The organism is Methanosarcina sp. MTP4, from assembly GCF_000970045.1.
GTDB lineage: Archaea > Halobacteriota > Methanosarcinia > Methanosarcinales > Methanosarcinaceae > MTP4.
Genome location: NZ_CP009505.1, coordinates 1,603,629 through 1,628,189, shown reverse-complemented (window position 1 = coordinate 1,628,189; position 24,561 = coordinate 1,603,629). Strand labels below are relative to the sequence as shown.

Here is a 24,561-nt window from a genome sequence, read left to right as displayed (position 1 = left end):
CTATTAGTTCTCTCATTCGAGATTCCCATTCAATTCTCTTTTTTAAGAAACAAATTCAAAATCAGAAAAAACTTATATAATTTCCTTTACAGATTCCTTTTGTTTCTGGAGATATTTTATATACATCCAATTTCAAAACCTAATCTTATGGAAGAGGGCAAGATCAAGAACACGATCACAAGAAGTTTCGAGCTCAAGGACTACAGTATAGAAGGTACCGAACTTTCCGGCTTCTGGGCGGATTTACTCAGCAAAGAAGAACTTACAGTTGACGTCAACTACAAGCCAGAAGACAAAAATGTTTTTACCCCCGAAAAAGTGAGAAAAATAAGCAAAGATATCTGCCGGAAATGTGACTGGTTTGAAGCCGAACTTCCGGAAAACATAAAGTGCGAAGTCACTTTCAAGGATTTTGAAGAAAATATTTACAACACTGAACAGCCAGACATTGAAATCGACCCCAGGGAACTGGAAGAAATCAAAGTAATGTACCGTTTCTTTGTGGCATACTACGTTTGATCCCTGAACCTGACTCGCGAGGCAGATCCCTGGGTCAGATTCGGAATAATGATGCGCGGAAAATGAAAAAAAAGGTAAATGAAAGAGCGCGGAACAAAAAACGAAGGAAATAAATCCCGATAAGGAAGTTTTGAAAAAAAAATATCCTTCATTTCAGAAGAAAAGTATAAAAAAGTCAAAATTAGTCCTTTTATTCTTTTCTCCTCCTCTCCGAAATAAGTACTATCCCTATTATCGCTGCAATAGGTAGGACTACTGAAGGAAATTCGGGTATTTCTGTACCGCATGCAAGATAAGTGCTACCTAAAAAACCTACATTCACTCCTGTTTCATTTATTTCATATATTTTGGAACCGTTAGCATAGTAAGCCTCGTCGAAAGCGAGATGAAGTGCAACCGATTTATACTGAGAATTCACTGGAATTTCTAATGGAAGTGAAGAGGCACTCAAACTAACTACAACTTTATCTGGTCGTACTTTTTTGTCACTTAAACGATATACTCGATCAAAAGTTCCAAATCCATCCATCCGACTATTAGTGTCCTTATTCCATGTTGTTCCTGTTAATGGAATTCCATTTTTAAAATCGGAAATAGCTCCATCGATAGAAAGATTATATCCAACCTCATCAATCCTGGGATCCCCTATGTAAGGTCTGGTCCCCCCATTAGAATCATGAGGGCTTTCATCCACATAGGTTATAATACCATTTATTTCATCATATGTTATTTTTATTTTTAATATCCCCTCAGGTAGAACAGGAGGAAAACCATTATTTAGAGCATCCCTATTTATATTTGTGTCATCCTCTGTTAAAATATATTCCTCTAATGCACTCGCAGAGCTTACAGTAAGTAGTAAAAATATAAGTATCCCGATAAAGTATATAGCTCTCATTTATCTGAACTCCATCATCAAATAAAATAACTGCATTATTTATAGAAGTGTAAGATGATAAACTTATTTAATTTGTATATATTTACAGTTTTAAAAAAACCAATTTATCGATTTCCGATCCTGTTTTTGTCAAATCAAATTATGTAGACAAGTGTGAGATACTTAACTTTACTGTTCCTGACCAACAGATCACATCCCCCATAATTTTTCACTGCAAAACAGGCAAATATAACCTCTAACTAACTACTCTATGGGAGGATTTATATGAGCGTTGCACCTGAAATTCCATACAGCGCCTACGAACCAATGCTGAACCTGATACTTATTTTCCTGTTTGCATCACTGGTAATCGTATTTTTTATTTTCACTCATGCGAGACACACTGCAAAAAAGAGGCTAAAAGAAGCTGAAGAGAAGAAAATTGAAAGAATGAAAGAAATGGAAGCAAAGGAAGAAATAAAGGGCGAAGAAGAAAACGAAGAAGAAAGCGAAGAAGAAAACGAAGATGAGGAAAACGGAGATGAGGAAAACGGAGATGAGGAAAGAGAAGAAGAAAAAGAAAATTAAGGAGAAAATTGAGGAGAATGTATTCACACTTGAATCCTGAAAAGCCTGCATAAAATAATACAAAATTCTAAATATGTATGAATCAAATATTACCCCGGTTATAATTCCCGTATGAAATTCCGAGGTAATGAAATGCAACTGAAACCCAGCAAAAGAGAACAGATTTTCCCTCTCCCGATCGCCCTGATTTCCACAATTTCAAAAGATGGAATCAGGAATGCAGCTCCCTGGTCCAATATAACCCCTATCCTCCGCCCCCTGGAAGAAGTCGTACTCGCTTCCTGGCTCAAGCGCAATACCCTAGCAAACATCCGGGAAACCGGGGAGTTCGTAATAAATATCCCACCTGTCAACATGATGGAAGCTGTCATGATCTGCTCCAGGAACTATCCACCTGAAGTAGACGAATTTGAAATGGCAGGGCTGAAGACCCACCCCTCTGGGAAAATCAAGGCACCAGGAATTGAAGGCTGCCTTGCCTGGGCAGAATGTACCCTTGTGGAAGAGATACTCAGGGAAAAGTTCTCCCTTATCATAGGGAAAGTCGTAAACCTGGAAGTGGATGAGCGTTTCTTTGATGAAGAAGGAAAAATGGATTTCGAAAAGGCAAAACCCCTAACATGCATCCTCGGGCCTAAAGGACTGACCTTCACATATCCGGCAAATGCCGGAAAATCAACAAGTTATGCCGAAATGTTCCTGGCAGGAAAAGACCCTATGAAATAAACCCTGAATTATTTCTTTTATTTCTTTTGAACAGGTCCTTTCAAGCAAACTGATAGGGTCTAATAACACCTTGATCGTAAAACGATTTCATTATCAATGCAAGTCATTTTTGAAAAAAAGAAAACACAAAATTAACACAGCAGAAGAATTAGAAAAAAGAGATCGCAGGAAAAGAAAATAACTCCTGAAAAAAAATATTTGAGAAAAGGAGGGAAATATCCTTTTTCTGTAAGAAAAACACCTGATACGAAAAGTCGAAAAAATTAAATATTCACTCCTTTTTTCTTCTCCCGATAATAAACATTATTCCCATAATTACGGCAACCGGCAGAGCAAGTGTAGGGAATTCAGGTATTTGCAAACCAGTGGTTAGCCAGCTGCTGCCTATATTCTCTCCTTCTGTAACTTCAATCTCTCCAGTACCGAATTGAAGATGGACAACCATGCTATTGTTTAATTCATTATTCGGAAGCTGGGCAAAATAACTATTTAACTCAATTATTATAGGTCCCCGAGTCTTCTGGTTCTTCTCTTTTTTATCATGTTGACACACCGTCACGAAATCTCCAAATTCGGATGTACTGGCCGCTGAATCGTAGCTGTGCGTCCACTGACTAGTCAAACCGCTGGCATCACTTACTGATTTGATATCGTCATCCTCAATACAAACCTTAATAGCCTGTAAATTTACATCGGATTCTCCTTCGAGGCGGGTGCTGACGTCTTCAACGCTTATATGCGTCCCGTTAAATTCCACTTTTACACATATACCTAGAATACTTTGACCATCAATTTTTTCGCTTGTGTTAGTTAAATAAAATGTTTCTGCACTCGCCGCACCAACCGTGAAAACCAGGAGTACAAGGATTCCAACTAAAACTGCAGACTTTGTCTTCAAAACACAACCCTCCTAAAATTAGTGTATATACCTTTTACAAAATTATTGTTTAAATATCTAATTATTTAAACCTTTAATATTATTTTAAAATTGGCGGACCCTAGGAAAATTTTGAGGCTCTATAACGTGTTTTTGAGGTTTTAGCTCATGCATGACCTTTATTTTGGAAAAGAAGAAGGTTGAAGTCAGAAAAATTTTTGGTATCAGGTCTTCAGGGATAGGAATCAAGCATATTTACGAAATCGATGGAAGCTTGATCTAAAAAACAGCAAGAGGATAAATACAGGCAATTTGTAGAAAAAAATGTATGAAGAATATGTAAAAAAGTGATAAAAGAATCGGACCCGGCAAAAAATGCAAAATTCCTCCCATATATAAAGCTTTCTAAAATATTTCAAGGAAAAATTCGTAAACAATTACTTCCTTAAAATCAAAAAATAGACCTTAAATGGCCAACACACCTGGTGTCCTTCTGAAAAAACAAGGGGACAACCCGAAGCCCAGGAGCACTGGCAGAGATTCAAAGAAATGTCGGGAAGGGCCGCTTGCTTATGCAAGAGTGGGGTCTCCTGTAACCTATAAAAAAGAGGAAACTCCCGAAATTGGAATCAGAATTAAACCTTATCATAAAAGCCAGAGCCGTTTCAAGTAACATACGGGATTTCTACAGAGCAAATATTCAAGCCACTTTTATCTCTTTTTCCAGCTTCTTGACCATGTCCCTTAGCCGGATCGCTTCTTCAAAGTCCAGCCTGTCCGCCGCTTCCCTCATCTCTGTTTCCAGCTCGATGATCACGTTCGGGATGTCGGACTTCGGGATATGCTTCGTAGCGGTGATGTCCACGACCTTTTCCTTGATGGGTTTCCTTATGGTTTTCGGGACTATGCCGTGCTTCTGGTTGTAGGCGATCTGCATGGCCCGGCGGCGCTCGGTCTCGCCCAAAGCTCTTTTGATGGAATCGGTCATGTTGTCGGCGTAGAGGACCACTGTCGAGCTGGCATTTCTTGCAGCCCTGCCGATGATCTGGATCAGGCTCTTTGTATCCCTGAGAAAGCCTTCCTTATCCGCGTCCAGGATGCCGATGAAGCCCACTTCGGGGATGTCGAGCCCTTCCCGCAACAGGTTGATCCCGACCAGGACGTCGAACTTGCCCAGACGGAGTTCCCGGATGATCTCGGTCCGCTCGATGGTCTTGATGTCCGAGTGGAGGTAGCGGGCTTTGATTTCGTTCCTGGCAAGGTAGTCAGTCAGCTCTTCGGCAAGCTTCTTGGTCAGGGTGGTAACCAGGGCGCGGTCGCCCCGTTCCACGATCTTCCTGATCTCTTCCATAACGTCTTTGACCTGGCCTTCCAGAGGACGGACTTCAACTTCGGGATCCACAAGACCCGTGGGACGGATGATCTGTTCCACGACCTGAGCCGAGCGTTCCCTTTCGTATTCCCCGGGAGTTGCCGAGACGAAGATCACGTTTTTCATGTACAGCTCGGTTTCCTCGAAGCGGAGCGGCCGGTTATCGAAAGCACTGGGGAGCCTGAACCCGTAATCTACAAGGCTCTTTTTCCGGGAGTAGTCCCCTTTGTACATCCCGTGAAGCTGGGGGAGGGTCTGGTGGCTCTCGTCGACAACCAGGAGAAAGTCGTCGGGGAAATAGTCCAGAAGACAAAAGGGTTTTTCCCCGGGTTTCCGGTGGTCGAAGTGCCGGGAATAGTTTTCAATGCCCTTGCAGCTCCCGGTCTCCTCGATCATCTCGATGTCATAAAGGGTACGCTGTTTCAGACGGTGGGACTCAAGGAGGTCCAGGGTAGGAAGGTGCTCTTCCAGCTCTTTGAGGATGTCTTTAATGGCGCTTTTCTGATCCTCTTCGGGAATGACGTAGTGCCGGGCGGGATAGATAAAGAAATATTCCATGTCTTCCTTTCGCTGGCCGGTCTGCTTGTCGATTTCGGAAATCCGGTCTACCTCGTCCCCGAAAAGTTCGATCCTTATGATGTTGTCAAAGTACCCGGGGATAATGTCAATGGTGTCTCCCTTTACCCGGAAGCGCCCGGGCATGAGTTCAAGGTCGTTTCGTTCGTACAGGATATCGACGAGCTTGCCCAGGACCTCTTTTCTCGAAACCCTGTCCCCTACCTTCAGCTCAAACCCCATTTTCTGAAAGTTTTCCGGGTTCCCGAGACCGTATATGCAGGACACGGAAGCAACCACAATCACGTCGGGCCGGGACATAAGGGAAGCTGTGGCTGCAAGCCTCATCTGCTCGATCTTGGGGTTGATGCTGGCGTCTTTTTCAATGTACTGGTCCTTTGCAGGCAGGTAGGACTCGGGCTGGTAGTAGTCGTAGTAGGAGACGAAATACTCCACCCGGTTTTCCGGGAAAAACTCCCTGAATTCGTTATAGAGCTGAGCCGCCAGCGTCTTGTTGTGGGCTACTACAAGGGTCGGTTTCCGGACCTGATTTATGACATTTGCCACGGTGTAAGTCTTACCTGAACCGGTAACCCCGAGAAGGGTCTGGAACCGGTCTCCTTTATTCAGCCCTTCAACAAGCTTTTCGATAGCCTCCGGCTGGGAGCCCTTTGGACTGAACTCGGATGTAAGCTTGAACTGCGGTTCGGGAGAGACTTTTGCGAGCTGGCTGGACGATGTCATTGTATCAGCGACCTGTCATGGAAATTAGAATCTGTATAACAACTTATTACGATATCAGTGCCTTCTGCCTGAGCAGGCGGTTATAGGTAATTGCAAACCTGTGAGCTTCGTCCCGGATTTCCTGGACAAAGAGGGAGGCTTTTTCGTCTTTTTTGATCGGGAGGGGAGACTTGAGCCCCGGCACGTAGATTTCCTCTTCCCTTTTGGCGATGGAAATAATGGGAACCCTGACCCTGAGTTTCCTGAGTTCCTGGAAAGCTGAGGAAAGCTGCCCTTTCCCCCCGTCGATAATGATCAGGTCGGGAAGCTCGTGTTTGTCCTCAAGCAGGCGGGTGTAGCGGCGACGCACGACCTCTGCAATTGAGGCGAAGTCGTCGATCCCCTCCACACTCTGGATCTTGAAACGGCGGTAGTTGTGCTTGTCAGGCCTGCCCCCCCGGAACTGCACCATGGAACCCACGGTCGAGGTGCCCGCAAGGTGGGAGATGTCAAAACACTCGATAACATTGGGAGCTTTCGGGAGGGAAAGTTTTTGCTGGAGGGCTTCGAGCTTTTTTCGGTCCCCGAAGAACCCGATCTCAACGTTTTTCCCGGCAAGGTCCAGGAGTTCCTTCTTCTCCCCCTGCTTCGGGACCGTGACCTTTACCTTTTTCCCCCTCACATGGGCCAGGAAGTCCGCCAGGGACTCGTCAAGGAGCTCGGGAACGATCAGTTCTCCCGGAGGTTCGTTTTCCGAGTAGTACTGCACAAGGAACTCCTCGAGGAAGGCTTCCCCATAGGCAAAGATGTAGTCCTGTTTGTCTTCCAGGGTGCCTTTGTAGACTTTGAAGAGCATGAGATAAACGGTGTTGTCCTTAACAAGATAGTTCAGGATATCCTCATCGTGCTTTTTCTGCCTTTCGACGTTTTGTTTTTCCTGGAGGAATTCAAGGGCTGCAATCTCGTCCCGCAGTTCCATTGCCAGTTCGAACTGCTGCTTTGCCGCAAGTTCCTTCATCTCGGTTTCCAGGGACTCCATGAGCTCCCTGATATTACCTTTCAAGACCGAAGCCGCCCTCTTCACTTTTTCCCTGTAATCCTCCTCCGGGATATTCCCTATACAGGGCCCGCTGCACACTCCCATATGATAGCGGAGGCAGGCACGTTTCGGCATCCTTTTACAGGTCCTGAGCTGGAAAGTCTTCCTGACGACCTCGTATATATAGTCCCTTTCCTTTGCCGAGACAAAGGGCCCAAAATAGTCCCCGCCCCCTACCTTTTTCCTGGCAAGCCTTATGCGCGGGAATTTCTCGTCCGTGAGGTGGATGCAGGCATAGCGCTTCGAGTCCTTGAGGGCAATGTTGTACCGCGGCCAGTGTTTCTTGATCAGGGTGTTCTCCAGCAGGAGAGCCTCTACTTCGGTATTCGTGACAATGAAATCCAGGCCCTTTGCCGCTCTGACCAGGTTTTCCGTCTTCGGGTCATGGTCCCGTTTCTGGAAATAGCTGCTCACACGCTTTCTGAGGTCCTTTGCCTTGCCCACATAGAGCACACACCCTTCCTCATCCTTGAAAAGATAGCATCCGGGCAGGTGGGGAAGGGCCTCCAGGTCGATCATGTTTTGCAAACCTCGGTTTTTTGAGTTATTTCAACATCTTACCCTATATCCTATTTCACTCAGGGTTTTAGAATAATTCCAGGGTTTTATCCCTAATTATTATTCAGAATCCTCTTCAAAAGCCTCTTCTTCGAAGACCGCCTCCACCATTTGCCCCCCGGCTGCATTGATGTAAGAAATCCCTTCTCCGAGAACTTTTGGGGCAAGGAATGTCCCTGTATAGCTTTCCGGTACCCTGGCAATCTCCTCGGGTGTGCCTGCAGCCACGATCTCCCCGCCTGCGTTCCCACCTTCGGGGCCCAGGTCGATGATATGGTCCGCAGACTTGATAACGTCCAGGTTGTGCTCAATCACGACCACGGTGTTGCCTTTTGCCACCAGGTCGTTCAGGACAGAGATCAGCTTATTCACGTCGTGGAAGTGCAGCCCGGTGGTGGGCTCGTCCAGGAGGTAGATGGTCTTTCCCGTGCCTTTCTTGGAAAGCTCCCGGGTCAGTTTGATCCGCTGGGCTTCCCCTCCGGAAAGGGTGGTTGAACTCTGCCCGAGTTTGATATAGCCCAGGCCCACCCTTGAGAGAGTGTCGAGCTTGTTCCTTATGGCGGGGATGTTTTCAAAGTGATCACGCGCCTCTTCAACGGTCATGTCCAGGACTTCGGAGATAGACTTGCCCTTATACTTGACATCCAGGGTCTCCCGGTTGTAACGGGTGCCCTTGCATTCTTCACACTCGATATAGACGTCAGGCAGGAAGTTCATCTCGATCTTGATCAGCCCGTCGCCCTGGCAGGCTTCACAGCGTCCGCCTTTCACGTTAAAGGAGAAACGCCCTGCCTTGTAGCCCCGGATTTTGGCTTCCTTTGTTTCGGCAAACGCCTGCCTGATGGCGTCAAAGACTTTCGTGTAGGTGGCAGGGTTCGAACGCGGAGTCCTGCCAATGGGGCTCTGGTCGATGACAATTACCTTGTCGATCTCGGAATCGAAAGTAAGCCTGTCGTAGTCCCCGGGACTCACGCTCGACTTATGAAGCGTTTTCATCAGGGCCTTGTAGAGGGTATCATAAATAAGCGTGGATTTCCCGGAACCCGAAACCCCTGTTATAAGGGTGAAAACCCCGATCGGGATTTTCACTTCAATGTCCTTAAGGTTGTTTTCCCGGCAGCCCTTCAGCCTTATGAAGGACTCGCTCCTTCTCCGGAAAGCCGGGGTATTGATGTGCTTCTCGCCTGAAAGGTACTGGCCTGTCAGGGACTCGGGGTTCATCTCTATCTCCAGGGGAGTGCCTTCGGCAACCACGTAGCCCCCGTGGATCCCGGCCCCGGGACCTATGTCCAGGACGTAATCCGCAGCCCGGATTGTGTCCTCGTCGTGTTCCACCACAAGCAGGGTGTTCCCCAGGTCCCGGAGGGTCTGAAGAGTCTTGATCAGGCGTTCATTGTCCCGCTGGTGCAGCCCTATGGAAGGCTCGTCAAGGACATAGAGCACGCCCATAAGGTTAGATCCAATCTGGGTGGCCAGGCGGATGCGCTGGGCTTCCCCTCCCGAGAGGGTACCTGCACCACGGGAGAGAGTCAGGTAGCCGAGCCCAACGTGTTCCAGGAAACCCAGGCGGGAACGGATTTCTTTTAGGACCTGTTTTGCGATTTCCTGTTCCTTTTCGGAGAACTCCAGGGTCTCGAAAAATTCGATACATTCGGTGATGGAAAGGTCCGTCACGTCCACGATGGACCTTTCCCCTATCTTCACAGCCAGTACTTTCCCTTTCAGGCGCTTTCCGTCACACTTCGGGCAGTGCCTTACCTGCATGAATTTCTCGAGTTCCTTTCTCCGGTATTCGGACTTTGTCTGGTGGTAGAGCCTTTCGGACTGCGGGAGAAGCCCTTCCCAGGAGCCTTTGTGGGACCAGTGGGCGTCCCCGTTCTTCATGCTCATGCTGAACTGGATGCGTTCGTCTGAACCGTGCATCAGGGCATCATACTGCTCTTTGCTCAGTTCCTCAATCGGGGTGAAGATGTCAAACCCGAAATGTTTTGCCACGGCTGCCAGGTGCTGGCTCCTGTACCCGTCCAGGAAGTTCCGGTAAAGCGCAACCGCCCCGTCTGCGATGCACAGGCTCTTATCCGGGATTACCAGCTCAGGATCGAACTCCATCTTGATCCCAAGCCCGTTGCAGGCCTCACAGGCCCCGAAGGGACTGTTGAAGGAAAACATCCGGGGCTGTAGTTCCTCAAAAGCTATGCCGCAGACCGGACAGGCCATGTTCGAAGAATAGAGCTGTTCCTTGCCTTCGGAGTCCACGGCGATCAGGAGCCCCTCAGCCTTTTTCAGGGCATTTTCGCAGGCCTCCACAAGCCTTGAACGGTCCTCGGCAGGGTCCAGGCGGTCGATAACCACTTCGATGTCGTGCTTCTTGTAACGGTCCAGGGTGATTTCGTCGTCCGTGCGGTGGATCTCCCCGTTGACCCGGACCCTGGCGAAACCTTCGCTGTCCAGGTCCCTGAAAAGCTGCTGGTAAGTCCCCTTTTTCTGCCGGATAATAGGGGCAAGGATAGTGGCCATCCCCTCGAATTCCGAGCTTATGCTGTCCGCAATCCTTTCCGGGGACTGGGACTCGATTTTGATGCCGTGCACCGGGCAGTAAGGCGTTCCTACCCGGGCAAAGAGCAGCCTCAGGTAGTCATAGATTTCCGTGACAGTCCCCACGGTACTCCGGGGGTTTTTCGAGGTGGTCTTCTGCTCGATGGAAATTGCCGGGGAGAGCCCCTCGATGCTATCCACGTCCGGCTTGTTCATAAGCCCCAGGAACTGCCGCGCATAGGCGGAGAGGGACTCCACGTAACGGCGCTGCCCTTCGGCATATACCGTGTCAAAAGCCAGGGTGGACTTCCCTGAACCTGAGACACCGGTAATAACAATAAATTTGTCCCGGGGAAGCTCAACGGTAATGTCCTTAAGGTTGTGTTCCCGAGCCCCTTTGATAATGATATTTTTCATTTTTTTACTCTCGGATTTTGTCTTGTCTCGTATTTGCCTGTCTCTGCTTGAAACAATTAAGGAGATGATAGGAATGATGATTTGAAAGATGATTTGAAAGATGATCGGAATGATAATCCAGGAGATGGTTTGAAGTAAGGAAAATAAACCACCCTGATAATATTTAAGGAAAATTTATAAATTGTGTGTTATAAATGTGGAATAACAGGATCCTGATCAGACAGCCCATATAACAAAACGTGAACCTTTTATTAATAAAGTTAGATAGCGGAGTGAAAGTATTAATCAAAAACCTTCACTTTCTTTTTAATTATTTTCTTAGTTCCTTTTTCTTTTCTTAGTTCCTTTTTCTTTTCTTAATTCCTTTTTCTTTTCTTAGTTCCTTTTTCTTTTCTTAATTCCTTTCAAACGATTTCCTGCTTTTCAAGCTTTCTTCTGCTTTTCAGGGGTTTTTTAATCCCCAGCAGCCTCTACCTTCCGCTCACTGGTCAGACAAACATATTAAAAAAATACATAATCATGAAGGTGGTTGATAAGCCGCCGGAAAAAATACAGATTTGTCAGTTTCAACCTGTTAACAGGAGTTAAATTATATTGATATTATATATAATTATTCACTTCGCAATATTTTATTACATATATTAGAAATACGGAAAAAAGTGACGAACGGAACGGATGAAAAAAACAGGATTTCGCCACTTCCTGCGAAGCTAAAGGGATAGAAAAAGAACTTAAAGGGATAGAAAAAGCCTGATGGGAAAAATCCGGAAGGGCAAAGCCCCAATTCCTCCAGATTTTTCCCGGTTACCCAACCTTTTGTTTTCTTGCAAAACCTGTTTTAGGTTTCACCCCATTTCATTCCAACGGATTCCCGCTAAGTTCGGGTTTCCCGCTTTTATCGTCATGTAAAGAATCTCTGGACCAGTGTCCTGCCAGGAAAGCCCCGGAAAGGTTGTGCCAGATGCTGAAGATTGCCCCGGGCAGTGCCGCAGCGGCTGTGAAGTGTTTGATCGCAAGGGCAACACTCAGGCCGGAGTTCTGCATCCCTACCTCGATTGCTATGGTCCTTGCCTCCGTTTCGCTGAGTTTAAGGGCTTTTGCGACCCCGTACCCTCCTGCGAGGCCAAGCCCATTGTGCAGGACCACGGCAAGCAGGACCAGCGGGCCCATGCTTTCAAGGCTGCCCCTGTTTACCCCTATGATCACCGCAATGATGATCACGATTGCCAGGGCCGAGATTGCGGGGAAAATGTCCCTGATCTTGCTGATCTTCTCTTCGAAGAAATAGTTGATTGAAAGCCCGAAGACCACCGGCACGAGCACGATCTTCACGACACTCACGAGCATGCCCATTACGTCCACATTCACGGTCTGCCCGATGTAGAGCCAGGTCAGGAAGGGAGTTGCGAGGAAGGCTATCATGGTGGACACGGAGGTGAGCACGATCGAGAGGGCAACGTCCCCTTTTGCGAGGTAGCAGATCACATTTGAAGCCGTACCTCCTGGACAGCAGCCCAGCAGGACAACTCCGGCCATGAGCTCAGTCGGAAGATTCAACATTATACAGATAATCCAGGCAAAAAAGGGCATCAGGGTATACTGCATAACGGTGCCCAGAACAACCACGGAGGGTTTTTTTAACACTGCCAGGAAGTCGTCCACGGAGAGGGTAACTCCCATCCCCAGCATGATCAGGCTCAAAAAGGGCACTATCAGCCCTTTATGGGGTGCAAAGTACTCCGGGTAAAAATATGCCACTACAGAGAGCAAAACAGCCCAGAGGGGAAATAATGAAGTGAACTTTTTAAGCATCTTGACACACCTTTCATCGAGTTTCCAGAACCGAAACTTACCAGTACTGAACTTTAAAGAATAAACTACTGCTTAAACAGCTATAATAGTGAAACATTATTGGAACATTATTGGAACATTGTTGGAGCTCGTTTAGCTGTATTAAACAGAGCCATTTAAATTAGCAAAGTTAAATATAAACTTTAAAGAGTTGAATCGGCCTGTAAACTACATCTACCACCTGTAATTACCCTAGCAGACCTTAAAATGATAAATAAATGATCGGCTAGCTTATCGAAACTAGGAAATGGCACTTTAAAAATATATCCATTTATTATCGATAAATTATATAGCTTTGAGTAAATTTCGAAATACTATATAAATCTCACTATTTTATTTTAATTAAAAAAATACTATAATGTTAATATTTTCCTGCCCAGGGCTCGTCCCCACTTGCTACCTATATATAGAGGCTCTGCCGATACTTCTGCCCTATGAGACTTGACGCATACCTTGTTGATATGGGCTACTTCAAATCCAGGGGGCGCGCCAAAACTGCCGTCCTTGCGGGCAGTGTAAAGGTAAACGGTGCCGTTGTAAAGAAAGTATCCAGGGATGTGGCCTCCGACGACGAAATCGAAGTTGCCGAAGGCCTGGACCAACCCCAGGGTTACTTTAAGCTCAAACGTATCCAGGAAGAAAGCGGGATTATCAAGCCCGGCGACAGGGTTCTGGACCTGGGTTCAAGTGCCGGCGGGTTCATCCTCTTTGCTTCGGAGATCGCAGGCCACATAAAGGGAATCGAGTTCAGCCGGGACTTCAGGAGTGAACTTGGGAAAATAGCCTTTGAGCAGAAAAATGTGGAAGTCATGTTCGGAGATGTTTTTACTGTGCCTCTGAACACCCTCTCGGAAGAACCGGTGGACGTGATCCTCTCGGATATGACCCTTGAGCCCAAGGACTCAATCAAAGCCCTTTCCCGGGTCCTGCCCCTCCTGAAGGAAAATGGAAAGCTCCTCCAGGTAATAAAGATGCCTAAAAAGAAAAACCCGAAGCCCTTCCTCAGTAAAATCGAAGACCTCGGGCTTGAAATCCTCCAGGCAATCAGTTCGGAAAAGCAGGAAATCTACGTGATAGCAAGAAAACCCGGAAGTGGAGAAAAAGAACCTGGAAGTGAGGAAAAAGAAGCTGAAAGTAGGGAAAAAGAACCAGAAAATCGGGGAAAAGAAGCTGAAGGTTTGGAAGTAGATCAAAACTAGTGGGAAGCGGATCAAAATTAATGGGAAGCAAATGAAAGCGGATGAAAAAAGAGAGGCCTTTTCCGACGGGAACCCGCCTGCAGCCATCCCTGCTAAAGTCGGGATAAGGATCTACGGCAGCGGAAGACCGGTACGCCTCTTAGTCGCGGGCCTGCATGGAGAGGAATGGAAGGACACGACCGGGATCCTGGAGAAACTCAAACCCCCGGAAACAGGCACATTAGCACTCATCCCCCTTGTAAGCAGGGAAAAATATGTCTCGACCCTAGATCCACGCTACTATCCGGGGATGGGAAAACCGATCATTGAAACCGTAGAAAAGCTTGAGCCTGAAATCTACATCGAGCTTCATTCATACGGCAGGGAAAACTTCGAAAAACTCGCAGGAAAAGACAGGATTGACAGAGCAGGAGTCCCAGCTTACAGCATCCTGAAAGCAGGGGTTCTTCTGGGCTCGGTTTCCCCGCACATCAGGAGAAAATACTTTCCAAAAGAAGCTCTCTGCCTCTCTTTCGAAATCGAAAAAGGTAACCTCGCATCCAGGGAGTTTGCTTCCTTGATGGTTGAAAAAATAAAGGAAATAGGTTCAAGGGACGAGTTTATCACATGTTTGCGAAAGGAATTCCCGGAGCAAGCGAAAAAAGCAGTAGAGGATTACAGGCGCTTTTATGGGGAGATCTGAGCCTGTAATCCAGCGGCCTAATCAGATGTGGCTTTAATCAGAAATTGACACCGAAGTTTTGAAACCAGCGTTTAATTCTTTTTTGTATTCCCTTTTAACTTCTAAGGTGGGAAGTCCCCTTCCTCGGCTCCGAAGGAGACAGGGAGAGGTAGTTCACCCATATTCCAGCAGGGCTTTCAGTTTGGCATCCGTTTGCAGGAAGACTTTTTCTTTTTCATGAAGGATATTTTCAGCGACTTCCACCCCGCTTTTCATAGCCTGCTGATCGAAATAACTTGCATTGTTGTATGTTTCTACAAGTCCATTATAGTACAGCCGCTGGTTCTCATAATCCAGGGACTGTACTTTCCAGTCAGCATAAAGATCAATAAAATTCCTATAGTTCCTCGGATTGCTAAACGTAAGTCCGCCGTAGTAGTTTTCGTTTTCGTCACTGTAAACAACGTAGCCCCCGGTACATTCGATGGCTAACCAGGAACCAGGAGATACTTCAGCCAGAACCCAGGCGTGGTTGAAGCTATCAATTACCCCGGAGTTCAGTAAGCCGGAATCCCCTGATACGGAATCACGTGTCTCGAACTCCCCTGGACTTTCAGAATCAAGATTTTCGCCTATAGGCCTACCGTCCCCTATCCTGCCGTTATCTTCAAAATCAAAATTACCAACTGCAATCCTTGCATTGATACCTTTTGCCTTCAACATGTTCCAGACGTCCTGGGCCATGTTGTCGCAGTCATAAACGTCATCTTCAGTATATGTATGGCTCTCGTAATAGTCGGCTGCAATCTGTTCACAGACCTGGACGTTTCTTTCCGCTTCATCTGTTCCGGGACCGGTAAGGTCCGGAAGATATGCATCGGAATCAAGGGCAAGGGTTGAGTACGCAGTTAAAAAGAACCCGGCCATGCAAACCAGAGTTATGACCCATATGCACTTCAAAAGAGACTTACAGATTGTTTTTTTATATTTACTAGTGACACAACTACCGGTTTTCAGGTTTCTTATTTCATCAGGGGCATGGCTATTTGATTCAATTTTTTCGGTTTCGAGTTTACCTCTTCTTTCCCTTCCGCAACTAGAGCAAAAACGATCCTTCGGATCCATTTTCGATCCACAATTACCACAGTACATTTTCCGCCACCGTTAAATTACAATGCCTGAATCCTGAAGATGCCTGAAATTCCGGGGAAAAACTTCAAAACATTCTAATTTAAAGCAAAGATTTGTTTATTTATATATATAATTGCTCTGAATTAATTATAGTCAAATCGTAAAAATCCTATCTAATCTTAAAACTTATAGTCTAATAATAGATTAATAACCCAATGATATAATTTGTAATCATGTCATAAAAATACCTGACATTGGCCAAGGTAAAAAACATAGCCAATAGATGACATATAAAATTTTGCACATCTAATTATAGAGATGTAAAGTTACAAAACAACAAAATTATTTGCGTATAAATGTTCTAAAAAAACGTTTTTAAAAAACCATTTGCGAAAAAGAAGACAAAGACATTAATTCAATGATATAAAAAAAAATCATTGAACTTATGAATATTGAGATGAAAAACGAAGAAAGAAAGCTGCATAAGGAAAAATAAAGAACAAAAACGAAGAAAACGAAGAAAAAGAAGAAAACGAAGAAGGAAAAACAAAGAAGGAAAAACAAAGAAGGAAAAACAAAGAAGGAAAAACAAAGAAGGAAAAACAAAGAAGGAAAAACAAAGAAGGAAAAACAAAGAAGGAAAAACAAAGAAGGAAAAACAAAGAAGGAAAAACAAAGAAGGAAAAACAAAGAAGGAAAAACGAAGAAGGAAAAACGAAGAAGGAAAAACAAAGAAGGAAAAACGAAGAAAGAAAGCTGCAGAACATAGCCTGCAACTTTTGCCTTTTTCATTTAGTTTGATTATCGTTTTTCCGTCTTAAGATCCTATCCTATCCGGACAGGCACGGTTCAGGCTTTTACCTGCGCATGTTCATTTGCGGGGCAGACATGCCTTCGTAAGTGGCTGCCATGTGTTCGGGCCTGACGTCCTGGATTTCGGAGCGCTGGGCGCGGAGGATATTGTCCACACGGAGGACCATTTCTGCGGCTTCGGAGCCGGCCTTGATGAAGTTTAGCTTGACCCTGAGGGGATCCACAACACCTTTTTCGAACATGTCCTCGATCTCACCGGAGAAAACGTTTATCCCGGCGTTTTTGTCCTCGGCATGTTTTGCCCGCAGGTTCAGGATGGTATCGATGGTATCCATACCCGCGTTCCGGGCAATTGTCCTCGGGATTTCCTCAAGGGCATCGGCAAAGGCCATAATAGCCATCTGTTCGCGGCCACCTATGCTTGAGGCGTAAGAGCGCAGACCAAGGGCGACCTCGACTTCGGGAGCTCCGCCTCCGGCCACAATCCTACCGTCTTCGACCACACATTTGACAACCCGCAGGCCATCGTCAATTGCACGTTCTACGTTGTCCACAACGTGTTCGGTCCCGCCGCGGATGACAATGGAGACGGTCTTTGCACCTTTGCAGTCCCTGAGATAGGTCTTGCCCTGATCGCCTTCACGGTCCTGTTCGAGCAGTCCGGCATGTCCAAGCTCGTTTTTGGTCAGTTCCTTGATGTTCCGGATAGCCCGGCCGCCGGTAGCTTCGGCGATGTGCTGAAGGTCCTCGTTTTTCACCCTACGGGTGGCGTAGATTCCGTGGCCCTGAAGGTAAGCGGATATCTTTTCGTCCATGCCCTTGGAACAGAAAACGGCATTGGCACCTGCCCTGATAATATAATCAGCCATTCCGAAAAGGGTAGCTTCCTCTTCTTTCACGAACTTTTCGAGGTCCTCTACGCTGGAGATCTGTAATTTTGCCTTGTTTGAGGTTTTTTCGATTTCCATCGGGGTATCGATGAGCGCAAGATTTGCATTTTCAATCCTGAGAGGAGCATTTCTGTCCATAGCCACCTTTTCGATCACAAGCCCTTCCACAAACTCGGAATCTTCAGTGAGACCCCCAATTTCTTTTAACATGGCAACGTGCTTCAGGTCCACCTTATCCCTATCGTAAACGGCAAGTACCGCATCCACAGCGATCTTTGCAAGCAGGGTGTTGTATGTTTCAGTAGCTTTGCCCGTAGCTGAAGTCCTGGCAACCCTGGCAAGAACCTCCCTGTCCCCAGAGCCCACGGGAACCGCGAGACCCTCAAGGATCTCTACAGCCTTTTCGGCCGCAAGCCTGAATCCCTTGACAACGAGAGTGGGATGCACCCCATTCTCAATAAGCTCATCGGCCTTTTCAAGCAGAGTGCCCGTAAACACAACTGAGCTGGTGGTCCCGTCCCCTGCTGAACTCTCGAGGGACTGGGCGACCTCCACAACCATCTTGGCTGCAGGATGTTCGATGGACATGTCGTGCAGGATGGTAGCACCGTCGTTAGTAATAGTAACGTCTCCCAGGACATTGACGAGCATTTTGTCCATGCCCCTCGGCCCGAGTGTACTCTTAACAATGCTTGCCACTGCTTTTGCAGCTGCAATGTTCATGCTGAGGGCTTCTTTACCCTTTGTCTGCTCTTTATTCGGATCTATTATGAAAATTGGCTGGCCACCGCTTGCCATCTGAACTTAAACCTCCTGAAAATATTTGATTATCGTGACATTTAAATTTGTAAACTTCAGATACCTGAATCCTTAAATACCCGATAACTTAAAGTATTTTTCCCGGCGATTAATCCTGTCTACCTGATTCCGGATAAATTGAGGTAGTTTTTCCAGTCAGAGCCTCTCTAGTATCTGGAAAGATATCTCATACCAGAGAAGATTTCTCCCAACAGAGAATATCTCTCAGCTCAGGGTATCTCTCATATGTATATCTCACATAAGAGTAACTCTCACAGATTATCCTGTTACTTCCACCTGCAAATAATTTAAGCGCATCGAAGAAGGATTTGATCACAAAAGTACTGATAATACTTCTATAAAAATATGCCGGTCTTCGGAAATGTAAATTCCATTCAACAACCCGGATAGCAGAAGAACAAAACGAGCATATACACCCGTTCCGTTTCCTTTTTTCAGGGATGCAAAACAGAAATTTTGTCCGGATTTAAATCCGGCCTTATTTCCGCAGCACTTTTCTATTTAATTGCCAGTGATCGTAATTCTAAATGACTTCTAAATGATCTTACTTATCAATAATTGTACATACCAATAACATCTATATTTAATTATCAATGATCGTACATCTCAATGACTTCTTAATGATCTTATTTTTTAATGATTTCCACGGACCCGTCCGTTTTCCCGATGTAGACCTCGTCAACATTGGAAAAAATCCCGTGCTCGACAACACCGGGAATTGCAGACAGCTGGAGGGAGAGGGCTGCGGGGTCTTCTATCACGCCAAAAGCCACATCGAGAACGAAATTCCCGTTGTCCGTAATCACGGGGCCGTCTTTCCGGGACGCCATTCTGAGTTCGGGTTTCCCCCCGAGTTCCCGGATTTTTTTCACGACGAGCTCCTTTGCAAAGGGCAGGACTTCCACGGGCACTTCCCGGTCAAGTTCCTCGCTCATTTTAGAGTCATCAGCAACCACAACAAAGCGTTTTGCAGAAACAGAGACGATCTTTTCCCGGGTGTGAGCGGCTCCCCCTCCCTTGATAGCATACATTTTTGCGTCTACCTGGTCTGCCCCGTCAATGGCAAGGTCGAGTTCCTGGTGTTGGGCAAGGGTGGTCAGGGGGATTCCGGATTCGATAGCGAGCATCTCGGACTGGTATGAGGTAACGACTCCCAGGATGTTAAGTCCCTCTTCCCGGACCTGCCTTCCGAGTTCTTTAATCGTGTATGCAACCGTTGAGCCGGTCCCGAGCCCTACAACCGTGCCGGAGCTGACAAGCCGGGCTGCGGCAATCCCTGCTGACCGTTTCTCCGGTTTTTCAGCGGATACGTTTCTGTCTGTCATACTATGACCAACCTTCCGTTCAAAGTTGAAAAAATAATCGCTTGAAATTCTGAAAATCAAAGAAGAACTTCAAAGAAGAACTTCAAAGAAGAACTTCAAAGAAGAACTTCAAAGAAGAACTTCAAAGAAGAAAATATTGAAAAATAAAGAAAATTGAGGGAAATCAGGGAGAAAGTCTTCTCCTGTCCCTGGGGAAGAGCACGGTATCTCTGATGTTATCGGTGCCGAGCATTGTCATGACAAAACGTTCGCAGCCCATACCCCAGCCTGCATGCGGGGGCATCCCGTAATCGAAGGCTTTCAGGTAGAACTCAAAACCGTCGGGGTTCAGGCCCTGGGACTCGATCCGGCTCTTGAGCAGGTCCGGGATGTGGATCCGCTGGGCTCCGGAGGAGAGTTCCATGGTGCGGTGCATCATGTCAAAGGACTTGGAGAATTCCGGCCTGTCCTCGTAGGGCATGGCATAGAAGGGCTTGATTTCCGTAGGCCAGTCGGTGATGAAGTAGTGGGACTCGCCGGTGGTTTCATATACATACTGGCCCACAGCATGTTCGCCCTGGGTGCCGAGGTCGTCTCCCCACTGTATTTTCTCTTCCGAGTGGGCATTTATGATCTCGATGACTTCGTCGTAGGTAAGCTTCTTGAAGGGGAGCTTCGGGACCTTCAGTTCGACCCCGAGAGTTTCAAGGGCATTGCCGCAGTTTTCAAGGACCTTTGTGTAGACGTAAGCCACCAGGTTTTCCAGGATTTCCATTACGTCAAAGTGGTCGGCAAAGCTGACCTCGACATCAATGGAGGTTGCTTCGTTCAGGTGCCTGCGGGTGTCGTGCTCCTCTGCCCTGAAGATGGGCCCGATTTCAAAGACCCTGTCAAAACCGCCGCTCATAAGGATCTGCTTGAAAAGCTGGGGGCTCTGGTTGAGGAATGCCTCCCTATCGAAGTAGGTGATCGGGAAAAGTGAGGTCCCGCCTTCCGTAGCCGTAGCCACGACCTTAGGGGTTGCGGTCTCAAGAAAACCGTTTTCCACAAAGAATTCCCGGACTGCCTGGAGCACCTGGTGTCTGACCTTGAAAACAGCCGTTGATTCGGCCCGTCTCAGATCGATAAAGCGGGAGTCCAGCCTTGTGTCCAGTTCAGCTTCCACTTTCCCGGTGGTGTCCATGGGCAGCGGAGAGTTTGCCTCGTTCAGGACAACGATTTCCTCGGGGATAAGTTCGTACCCGTTGGGAGCTTTTTCTTCGAGTTTAACAGAGCCTGTTACCGAGATCACGGACTCGCGCACAAGCTTCCTTGCGGCGTTGAAAAGGTCCCTGTCGATTTTCTTCTTAACAAGCGTGACCTGAGCCCTTCCTTCCCGGTCCCGGAGCACAACAAAACAGATCCCTCCGAGGTCCCTGACCTCGTGGACCCAGCCAGCAAGGGTTACCTTCTGACCGTCTTCAATTTTTTCAGGGTTTACGTCGGTTGTATAATGCGTTCTGAGATTTGCTAAAGACATAAATTCACACCTTGATTGAGGGTAAATATAATTTTTAATGTAAATGTGACATGCCGATTCAATATGGTAATATAATGTTTGAACGGCGCTGTAATGCAAATGAATTCTGAAATCTGAGTACATGCTGAAACGTACATGCATGCTAAAACGTAAATGCACGCTGAAACGTAGGTGAATAGTCATTTCCCTTTTATTAAAGTATTTGTCTTAGCCGGGTTTGTGATAGCCAGGTTGATTCGGCTGGATTGGGTCAGCCTAGCTGCGACAGCCGAGTTGTGGCTCGGCATCAGAAAAATCTTTGATTTTTCTTTTAGTTGCGATGAAATCGCAACAGTATGCGGTCTGTTTCGCTCGCTCCGCTCGCTCAAGCGGACTTATGAAAGGAGTTGAGTTACTAGTTGAGTTAATAATTAGTCGCTAATTGAGTTACTGGTTGAGTTACTATTGTTCCATTTTTGGACATGTTATGAACATTATAGAATGTCAATTAAATATTTTTAAATAAATAATATAAGTACTGAACTCAGTTTCACATACTGGTTTTAGGATTGAAAGTGAAAATTATGTCAAGGGCAAAAAAGTAAATGATTATAATGAGCGGGGAAATGAAAAGATGGAGAGTAGAATGAAAAAGGCAATAATAATTTTCCTGACGATTATCGGAATACTTCTCGCTGCAGGCTGTGCAGGTTACGGGGATTCGGAAGAAGCTGCTCCTGCAGCACAGGGGGAAGATGAAGCAGAAGAGGTTGAACCTGCAGATGAAGCGGGAAACGATGAAGAAACCGAGATGGAAGAAGAGGAAACCGAAACCGGAGCAGAAGTTGAAGAAGGAACTGGAGTAGAAACGGAAGCTCAGGAACCCGCCGAAAAAGCAGGGGAAGAAATAATCGATGTTGAGATCCGGGACTTCACGTACATACCCGACACCCTTACAGTTGAGGTAGGGCAGACCGTCAGGTGGACTAATTATGATACTGCTGTCCACAATGTGGTGGGTGAAGGAATTGAATCGGATACCCTGAATGAGGGCGATACCTTTACGTTCACCTTTGAAGAGGAAGGCACTTACGATTACATCTGCACGTTCCATCCCTGGATGGAAGGTATGGTGATCGTTGAAGCCTGAAAAGCACCATAAAAAGTCTGGAAAAAACAGGAAGGGCTGAGAAGGGTTATTTGATCATAGAAAATACGTGGGATACTTTTTTAATTTTTATTCTTTTGTTTTTCCTTGTGGACATGAGGGGAATTATTTTTCGTGGGGCACTTCTTCTTTTAAAGTATATTCCTACATCCTGGTATAGATGCGAAAGACAACTCCAAAAACTAAAACCCGGTGTCTAAACCTTTTATTATAAGTAGTTCAATCCCATCTTAAAAACAGCTATAAAATGAAAAAGTGAGAAAAATGATTGAAGCATCACAGTTGATATATTTTATCGCAGCATCTGCCGCGCTAACGTTCCTGCCTGGCCCGGATATTATATTTGTGCTCACCCAGAGCATTTCCCAGGGAAAAATAGCAGGGATTGCCACCGCATCGGGTCTGTGTACCGGAGTGCTGGTCCATACTACCGCAGCGGCCCTAGGGATTTCTGCTATCGTGTATCAGTCCGCCCTGGCTTTTACGGTTTTAAAATATCTGGGAGCAGCTTACTTACTCTATCTCGCATGGCAGGCCCTCAGAGAAGGCGACAGAGTCTTATCCTCCGGCCCGGCCCAGATAACGGACTTCCGGGCTCTATATAAGAAGGGAATTTTCATGAACGTTCTGAACCCTAAAGTCGCACTCTTCTTCCTGGCCTTCCTGCCCCAGTTTGTAAATCTGGAGGCTGGCGACGTGTCCACACAAATGATATTGCTGGGAATAATATTCATGGTCCAGGCCTTGCTAATCTTTTCAGTAATTTCCGTCTTTGCCGGAACAATCGGTAACAAAATCCTGGAAAGGCCAGGAATCGGGAAATATATTAACTGGGGAAAAGCAGGAATTTTTACTGCAATCGGGATCCAGCTGGCAGTATCTCATAAGTGACTGAATACCAATCATTCAATTCATTGAATAACCGTTCACTTTATTGAATGATCTTCTTTTTACTGACCTTCTTTTGCTGATCTTCTTTTTGCTGATGATATTATCATATCTTAGCTCACACAACCTCAAACTCTCCAGGTCCCCGCGCACCTGGCAACTATTTCTGAAAAAAAGAATAAAAAGAACCTGATTCCCCAAATCCGGCTCAAAACAGCTATTTTGTCATGAATTAAAATTTAGGATATGATGATCCATTCCATTATATCTGACGATACAAGTATGTATTTTTAATGATTTATAATTAGATTAAGACAAATGTTGAGCCATACAGGATAAATATATATAACATGGAAGGATTCAACCCCTCGAATAAAAGCAATATTATAATTTTATTAAAGAAGGAATGAGAAATTATACAAATCGTACATCTTTCAGACATACACTTTTCAGAAACGTACTTTGTGCCGAAAATTGCGGATTCAATGATTGAGAGCATAAACGGGCTTTCCCCTGATATCGTGGTGATCACGGGAGACCTGACGGAAAACGGGTTTTCCGCCGAATACGACGGGGTAAAACAGTTTATTGACAGGATAAAATGCAAAAATAAGGTCCTTGTCCCCGGAAACCACGACTCGAAAAATGCAGGATACCTCCATTTCGAGGACCTCTTTGACGACCGGTTCTCCACCCACAGGCTCGGGAACGTTACCATTGTAGGAGCTGACTCATCCCAGCCGGACCTTGATGAAGGGCATGTGGGAAGAGAAAATTACGGCTGGATCAAGGAAGCTTTTTCCGGAGACGAATTCAAGGTCTTTGCCCTGCACCACCACCTGGTCCCGATCCCCCTTGCGGGCAGGGAGAACACCGTCCTGGTGGACGCAGGAGACGTCCTCAACCTCTTAAACGGCTGTAAGGTGAACCTCGTCCTCTGCGGGCATTGCCACATCCCCTGGGTCTGGAACCTCAATAACATGCTCGTAGTAAACGCAGGTACCATCTGCTCCTCCAAAACCAGAGGCAAAACCTCCCAGTGCTACAACCTTATCCAGGCCGAAAGCAGCAGAAATGAAGACCTGGGAGAGAAAGATGGAAAAATGGAAAACGGAAACTGGAATGTCCGTGTCTCCAGGATCTTCCCGGAAGGAAACCAGGAGTTGGTTGCTGAAACAGTGATGTGAGGGGTTTTTAGAACCCTATTTTCCTCTCTCACTAATTTCCTCCATTTTTATTTTCCTCTTATTAATTTCCTCCATTTTTATTTTCCCCCCATTAATTTCCTCCTTTTTATTTTCCTCTTATTAATTTCCTCCATTTTTATTTTCCTCCCATTAATTACCTCCTTTTTCATTTTCCCACCCTCACAAACAAAATGAAAAATGGAAATAAAAAAAGCGTTTAGAAAATGAGAAGAGAAAATAATCAAAGAAAATTAAGAGTACGGTCATATTTGACCAAATTTTAACAGTACTTCCATATAATCAACT

Annotated in this window: 18 protein-coding genes; 8 read left to right on the top strand and 10 right to left on the bottom strand. The window is 46.0% G+C overall.

Going from position 1 to position 24,561, the window contains the following annotated elements:
- The first annotated feature begins 147 nt into the window (after window positions 1–147).
- Window positions 148–519 carry a hypothetical protein gene (locus MSMTP_RS06950; protein ID WP_048178390.1) on the top strand — a complete coding sequence of 124 codons (372 nt, stop codon included), beginning with the start codon at window positions 148–150 and terminating at the stop codon, window positions 517–519.
- Window positions 520–709: 190 nt separating this feature from the next.
- Here MSMTP_RS06950 and MSMTP_RS06945 read toward each other — a convergent pair whose 3' ends face one another.
- The gene (locus MSMTP_RS06945; RefSeq protein WP_048178389.1) at window positions 710–1,417 is read right to left on the bottom strand and encodes a PEF-CTERM sorting domain-containing protein; all 708 of its coding nucleotides are present in this window, start codon (window positions 1,415–1,417) and stop codon (window positions 710–712) included.
- 264 nt (window positions 1,418–1,681) lie between these two features.
- Between MSMTP_RS06945 and MSMTP_RS19055 the strand changes: the two genes are divergently transcribed.
- Window positions 1,682–1,984 carry a hypothetical protein gene (locus tag MSMTP_RS19055; RefSeq protein ID WP_052718304.1) on the top strand — a complete coding sequence of 101 codons (303 nt, stop codon included), beginning with the start codon at window positions 1,682–1,684 and terminating at the stop codon, window positions 1,982–1,984.
- Between the two features lie 132 nt (window positions 1,985–2,116).
- On the top strand, window positions 2,117–2,710 hold the full coding sequence (locus tag MSMTP_RS06935; RefSeq protein ID WP_048178388.1) for a flavin reductase family protein: 594 nt from the start codon (window positions 2,117–2,119) through the stop codon (window positions 2,708–2,710).
- Between the two features lie 271 nt (window positions 2,711–2,981).
- Here MSMTP_RS06935 and MSMTP_RS19925 read toward each other — a convergent pair whose 3' ends face one another.
- From MSMTP_RS19925 to MSMTP_RS06905, 5 genes are all read right to left on the bottom strand, one after another.
- Entirely contained in the window at window positions 2,982–3,608 is a 627-nt protein-coding gene (locus MSMTP_RS19925; protein WP_048178387.1) for a PEF-CTERM sorting domain-containing protein, read from the bottom strand.
- A gap of 679 nt (window positions 3,609–4,287) precedes the next feature.
- Entirely contained in the window at window positions 4,288–6,258 is a 1,971-nt protein-coding gene (uvrB, locus tag MSMTP_RS06920; protein ID WP_048178385.1) for an excinuclease ABC subunit UvrB, read from the bottom strand.
- 46 nt (window positions 6,259–6,304) lie between these two features.
- Complete coding sequence (uvrC, locus tag MSMTP_RS06915) at window positions 6,305–7,855, bottom strand: excinuclease ABC subunit UvrC (RefSeq protein ID WP_048178384.1); 1,551 nt, start codon at window positions 7,853–7,855, stop codon at window positions 6,305–6,307.
- A 99-nt stretch (window positions 7,856–7,954) separates the two neighbouring features.
- Window positions 7,955–10,846, bottom strand: coding sequence for an excinuclease ABC subunit UvrA (gene uvrA / locus MSMTP_RS06910; RefSeq protein WP_048178383.1), 2,892 nt, complete (start codon window positions 10,844–10,846; stop codon window positions 7,955–7,957).
- Between the two features lie 855 nt (window positions 10,847–11,701).
- The gene (locus MSMTP_RS06905; protein ID WP_048178382.1) at window positions 11,702–12,658 is read right to left on the bottom strand and encodes a bile acid:sodium symporter family protein; all 957 of its coding nucleotides are present in this window, start codon (window positions 12,656–12,658) and stop codon (window positions 11,702–11,704) included.
- A gap of 473 nt (window positions 12,659–13,131) precedes the next feature.
- Here MSMTP_RS06905 and MSMTP_RS06900 point away from each other — a divergent pair, with 473 nt between their 5' ends.
- On the top strand, window positions 13,132–13,896 hold the full coding sequence (locus MSMTP_RS06900; RefSeq protein WP_082090533.1) for an SAM-dependent methyltransferase: 765 nt from the start codon (window positions 13,132–13,134) through the stop codon (window positions 13,894–13,896).
- 31 nt (window positions 13,897–13,927) lie between these two features.
- Complete coding sequence (locus tag MSMTP_RS06895) at window positions 13,928–14,578, top strand: DUF2119 domain-containing protein (protein WP_082090532.1); 651 nt, start codon at window positions 13,928–13,930, stop codon at window positions 14,576–14,578.
- 153 nt (window positions 14,579–14,731) lie between these two features.
- Here the strand turns inward: MSMTP_RS06895 and MSMTP_RS06890 are convergent, their stop codons facing one another.
- The 4 genes from MSMTP_RS06890 to aspS all read right to left on the bottom strand — a co-directional run bounded on the left by MSMTP_RS06890 (window position 14,732) and on the right by aspS (window position 21,033).
- Complete coding sequence (locus tag MSMTP_RS06890) at window positions 14,732–15,517, bottom strand: hypothetical protein (RefSeq protein WP_156153714.1); 786 nt, start codon at window positions 15,515–15,517, stop codon at window positions 14,732–14,734.
- Between the two features lie 1,028 nt (window positions 15,518–16,545).
- Window positions 16,546–18,189, bottom strand: a complete 1,644-nt coding sequence (gene thsA, locus MSMTP_RS06880; RefSeq protein ID WP_048178379.1) for a thermosome subunit alpha — start codon at window positions 18,187–18,189, stop codon at window positions 16,546–16,548.
- Between the two features lie 647 nt (window positions 18,190–18,836).
- On the bottom strand, window positions 18,837–19,535 hold the full coding sequence (gene rpiA / locus MSMTP_RS06875; RefSeq protein WP_048178378.1) for a ribose 5-phosphate isomerase A: 699 nt from the start codon (window positions 19,533–19,535) through the stop codon (window positions 18,837–18,839).
- Between the two features lie 163 nt (window positions 19,536–19,698).
- On the bottom strand, window positions 19,699–21,033 hold the full coding sequence (gene aspS / locus MSMTP_RS06870) for an aspartate--tRNA(Asn) ligase (protein ID WP_048178377.1): 1,335 nt from the start codon (window positions 21,031–21,033) through the stop codon (window positions 19,699–19,701).
- Window positions 21,034–21,658: 625 nt separating this feature from the next.
- On the opposite strand from aspS, the gene MSMTP_RS06865 reads away from it, so the two are divergent.
- The 3 genes from MSMTP_RS06865 to MSMTP_RS06855 all read left to right on the top strand — a co-directional run bounded on the left by MSMTP_RS06865 (window position 21,659) and on the right by MSMTP_RS06855 (window position 24,255).
- Window positions 21,659–22,162, top strand: a complete 504-nt coding sequence (locus MSMTP_RS06865; protein WP_048178376.1) for a cupredoxin family copper-binding protein — start codon at window positions 21,659–21,661, stop codon at window positions 22,160–22,162.
- A gap of 282 nt (window positions 22,163–22,444) precedes the next feature.
- Window positions 22,445–23,071, top strand: a complete 627-nt coding sequence (locus MSMTP_RS06860; protein ID WP_231582951.1) for a LysE family translocator — start codon at window positions 22,445–22,447, stop codon at window positions 23,069–23,071.
- Between the two features lie 461 nt (window positions 23,072–23,532).
- Window positions 23,533–24,255 (top strand): metallophosphoesterase, encoded by a 723-nt coding sequence (locus MSMTP_RS06855; protein WP_231582950.1) that lies wholly within the window; start codon window positions 23,533–23,535, stop codon window positions 24,253–24,255.
- Window positions 24,256–24,561: the final 306 nt, after the last annotated feature.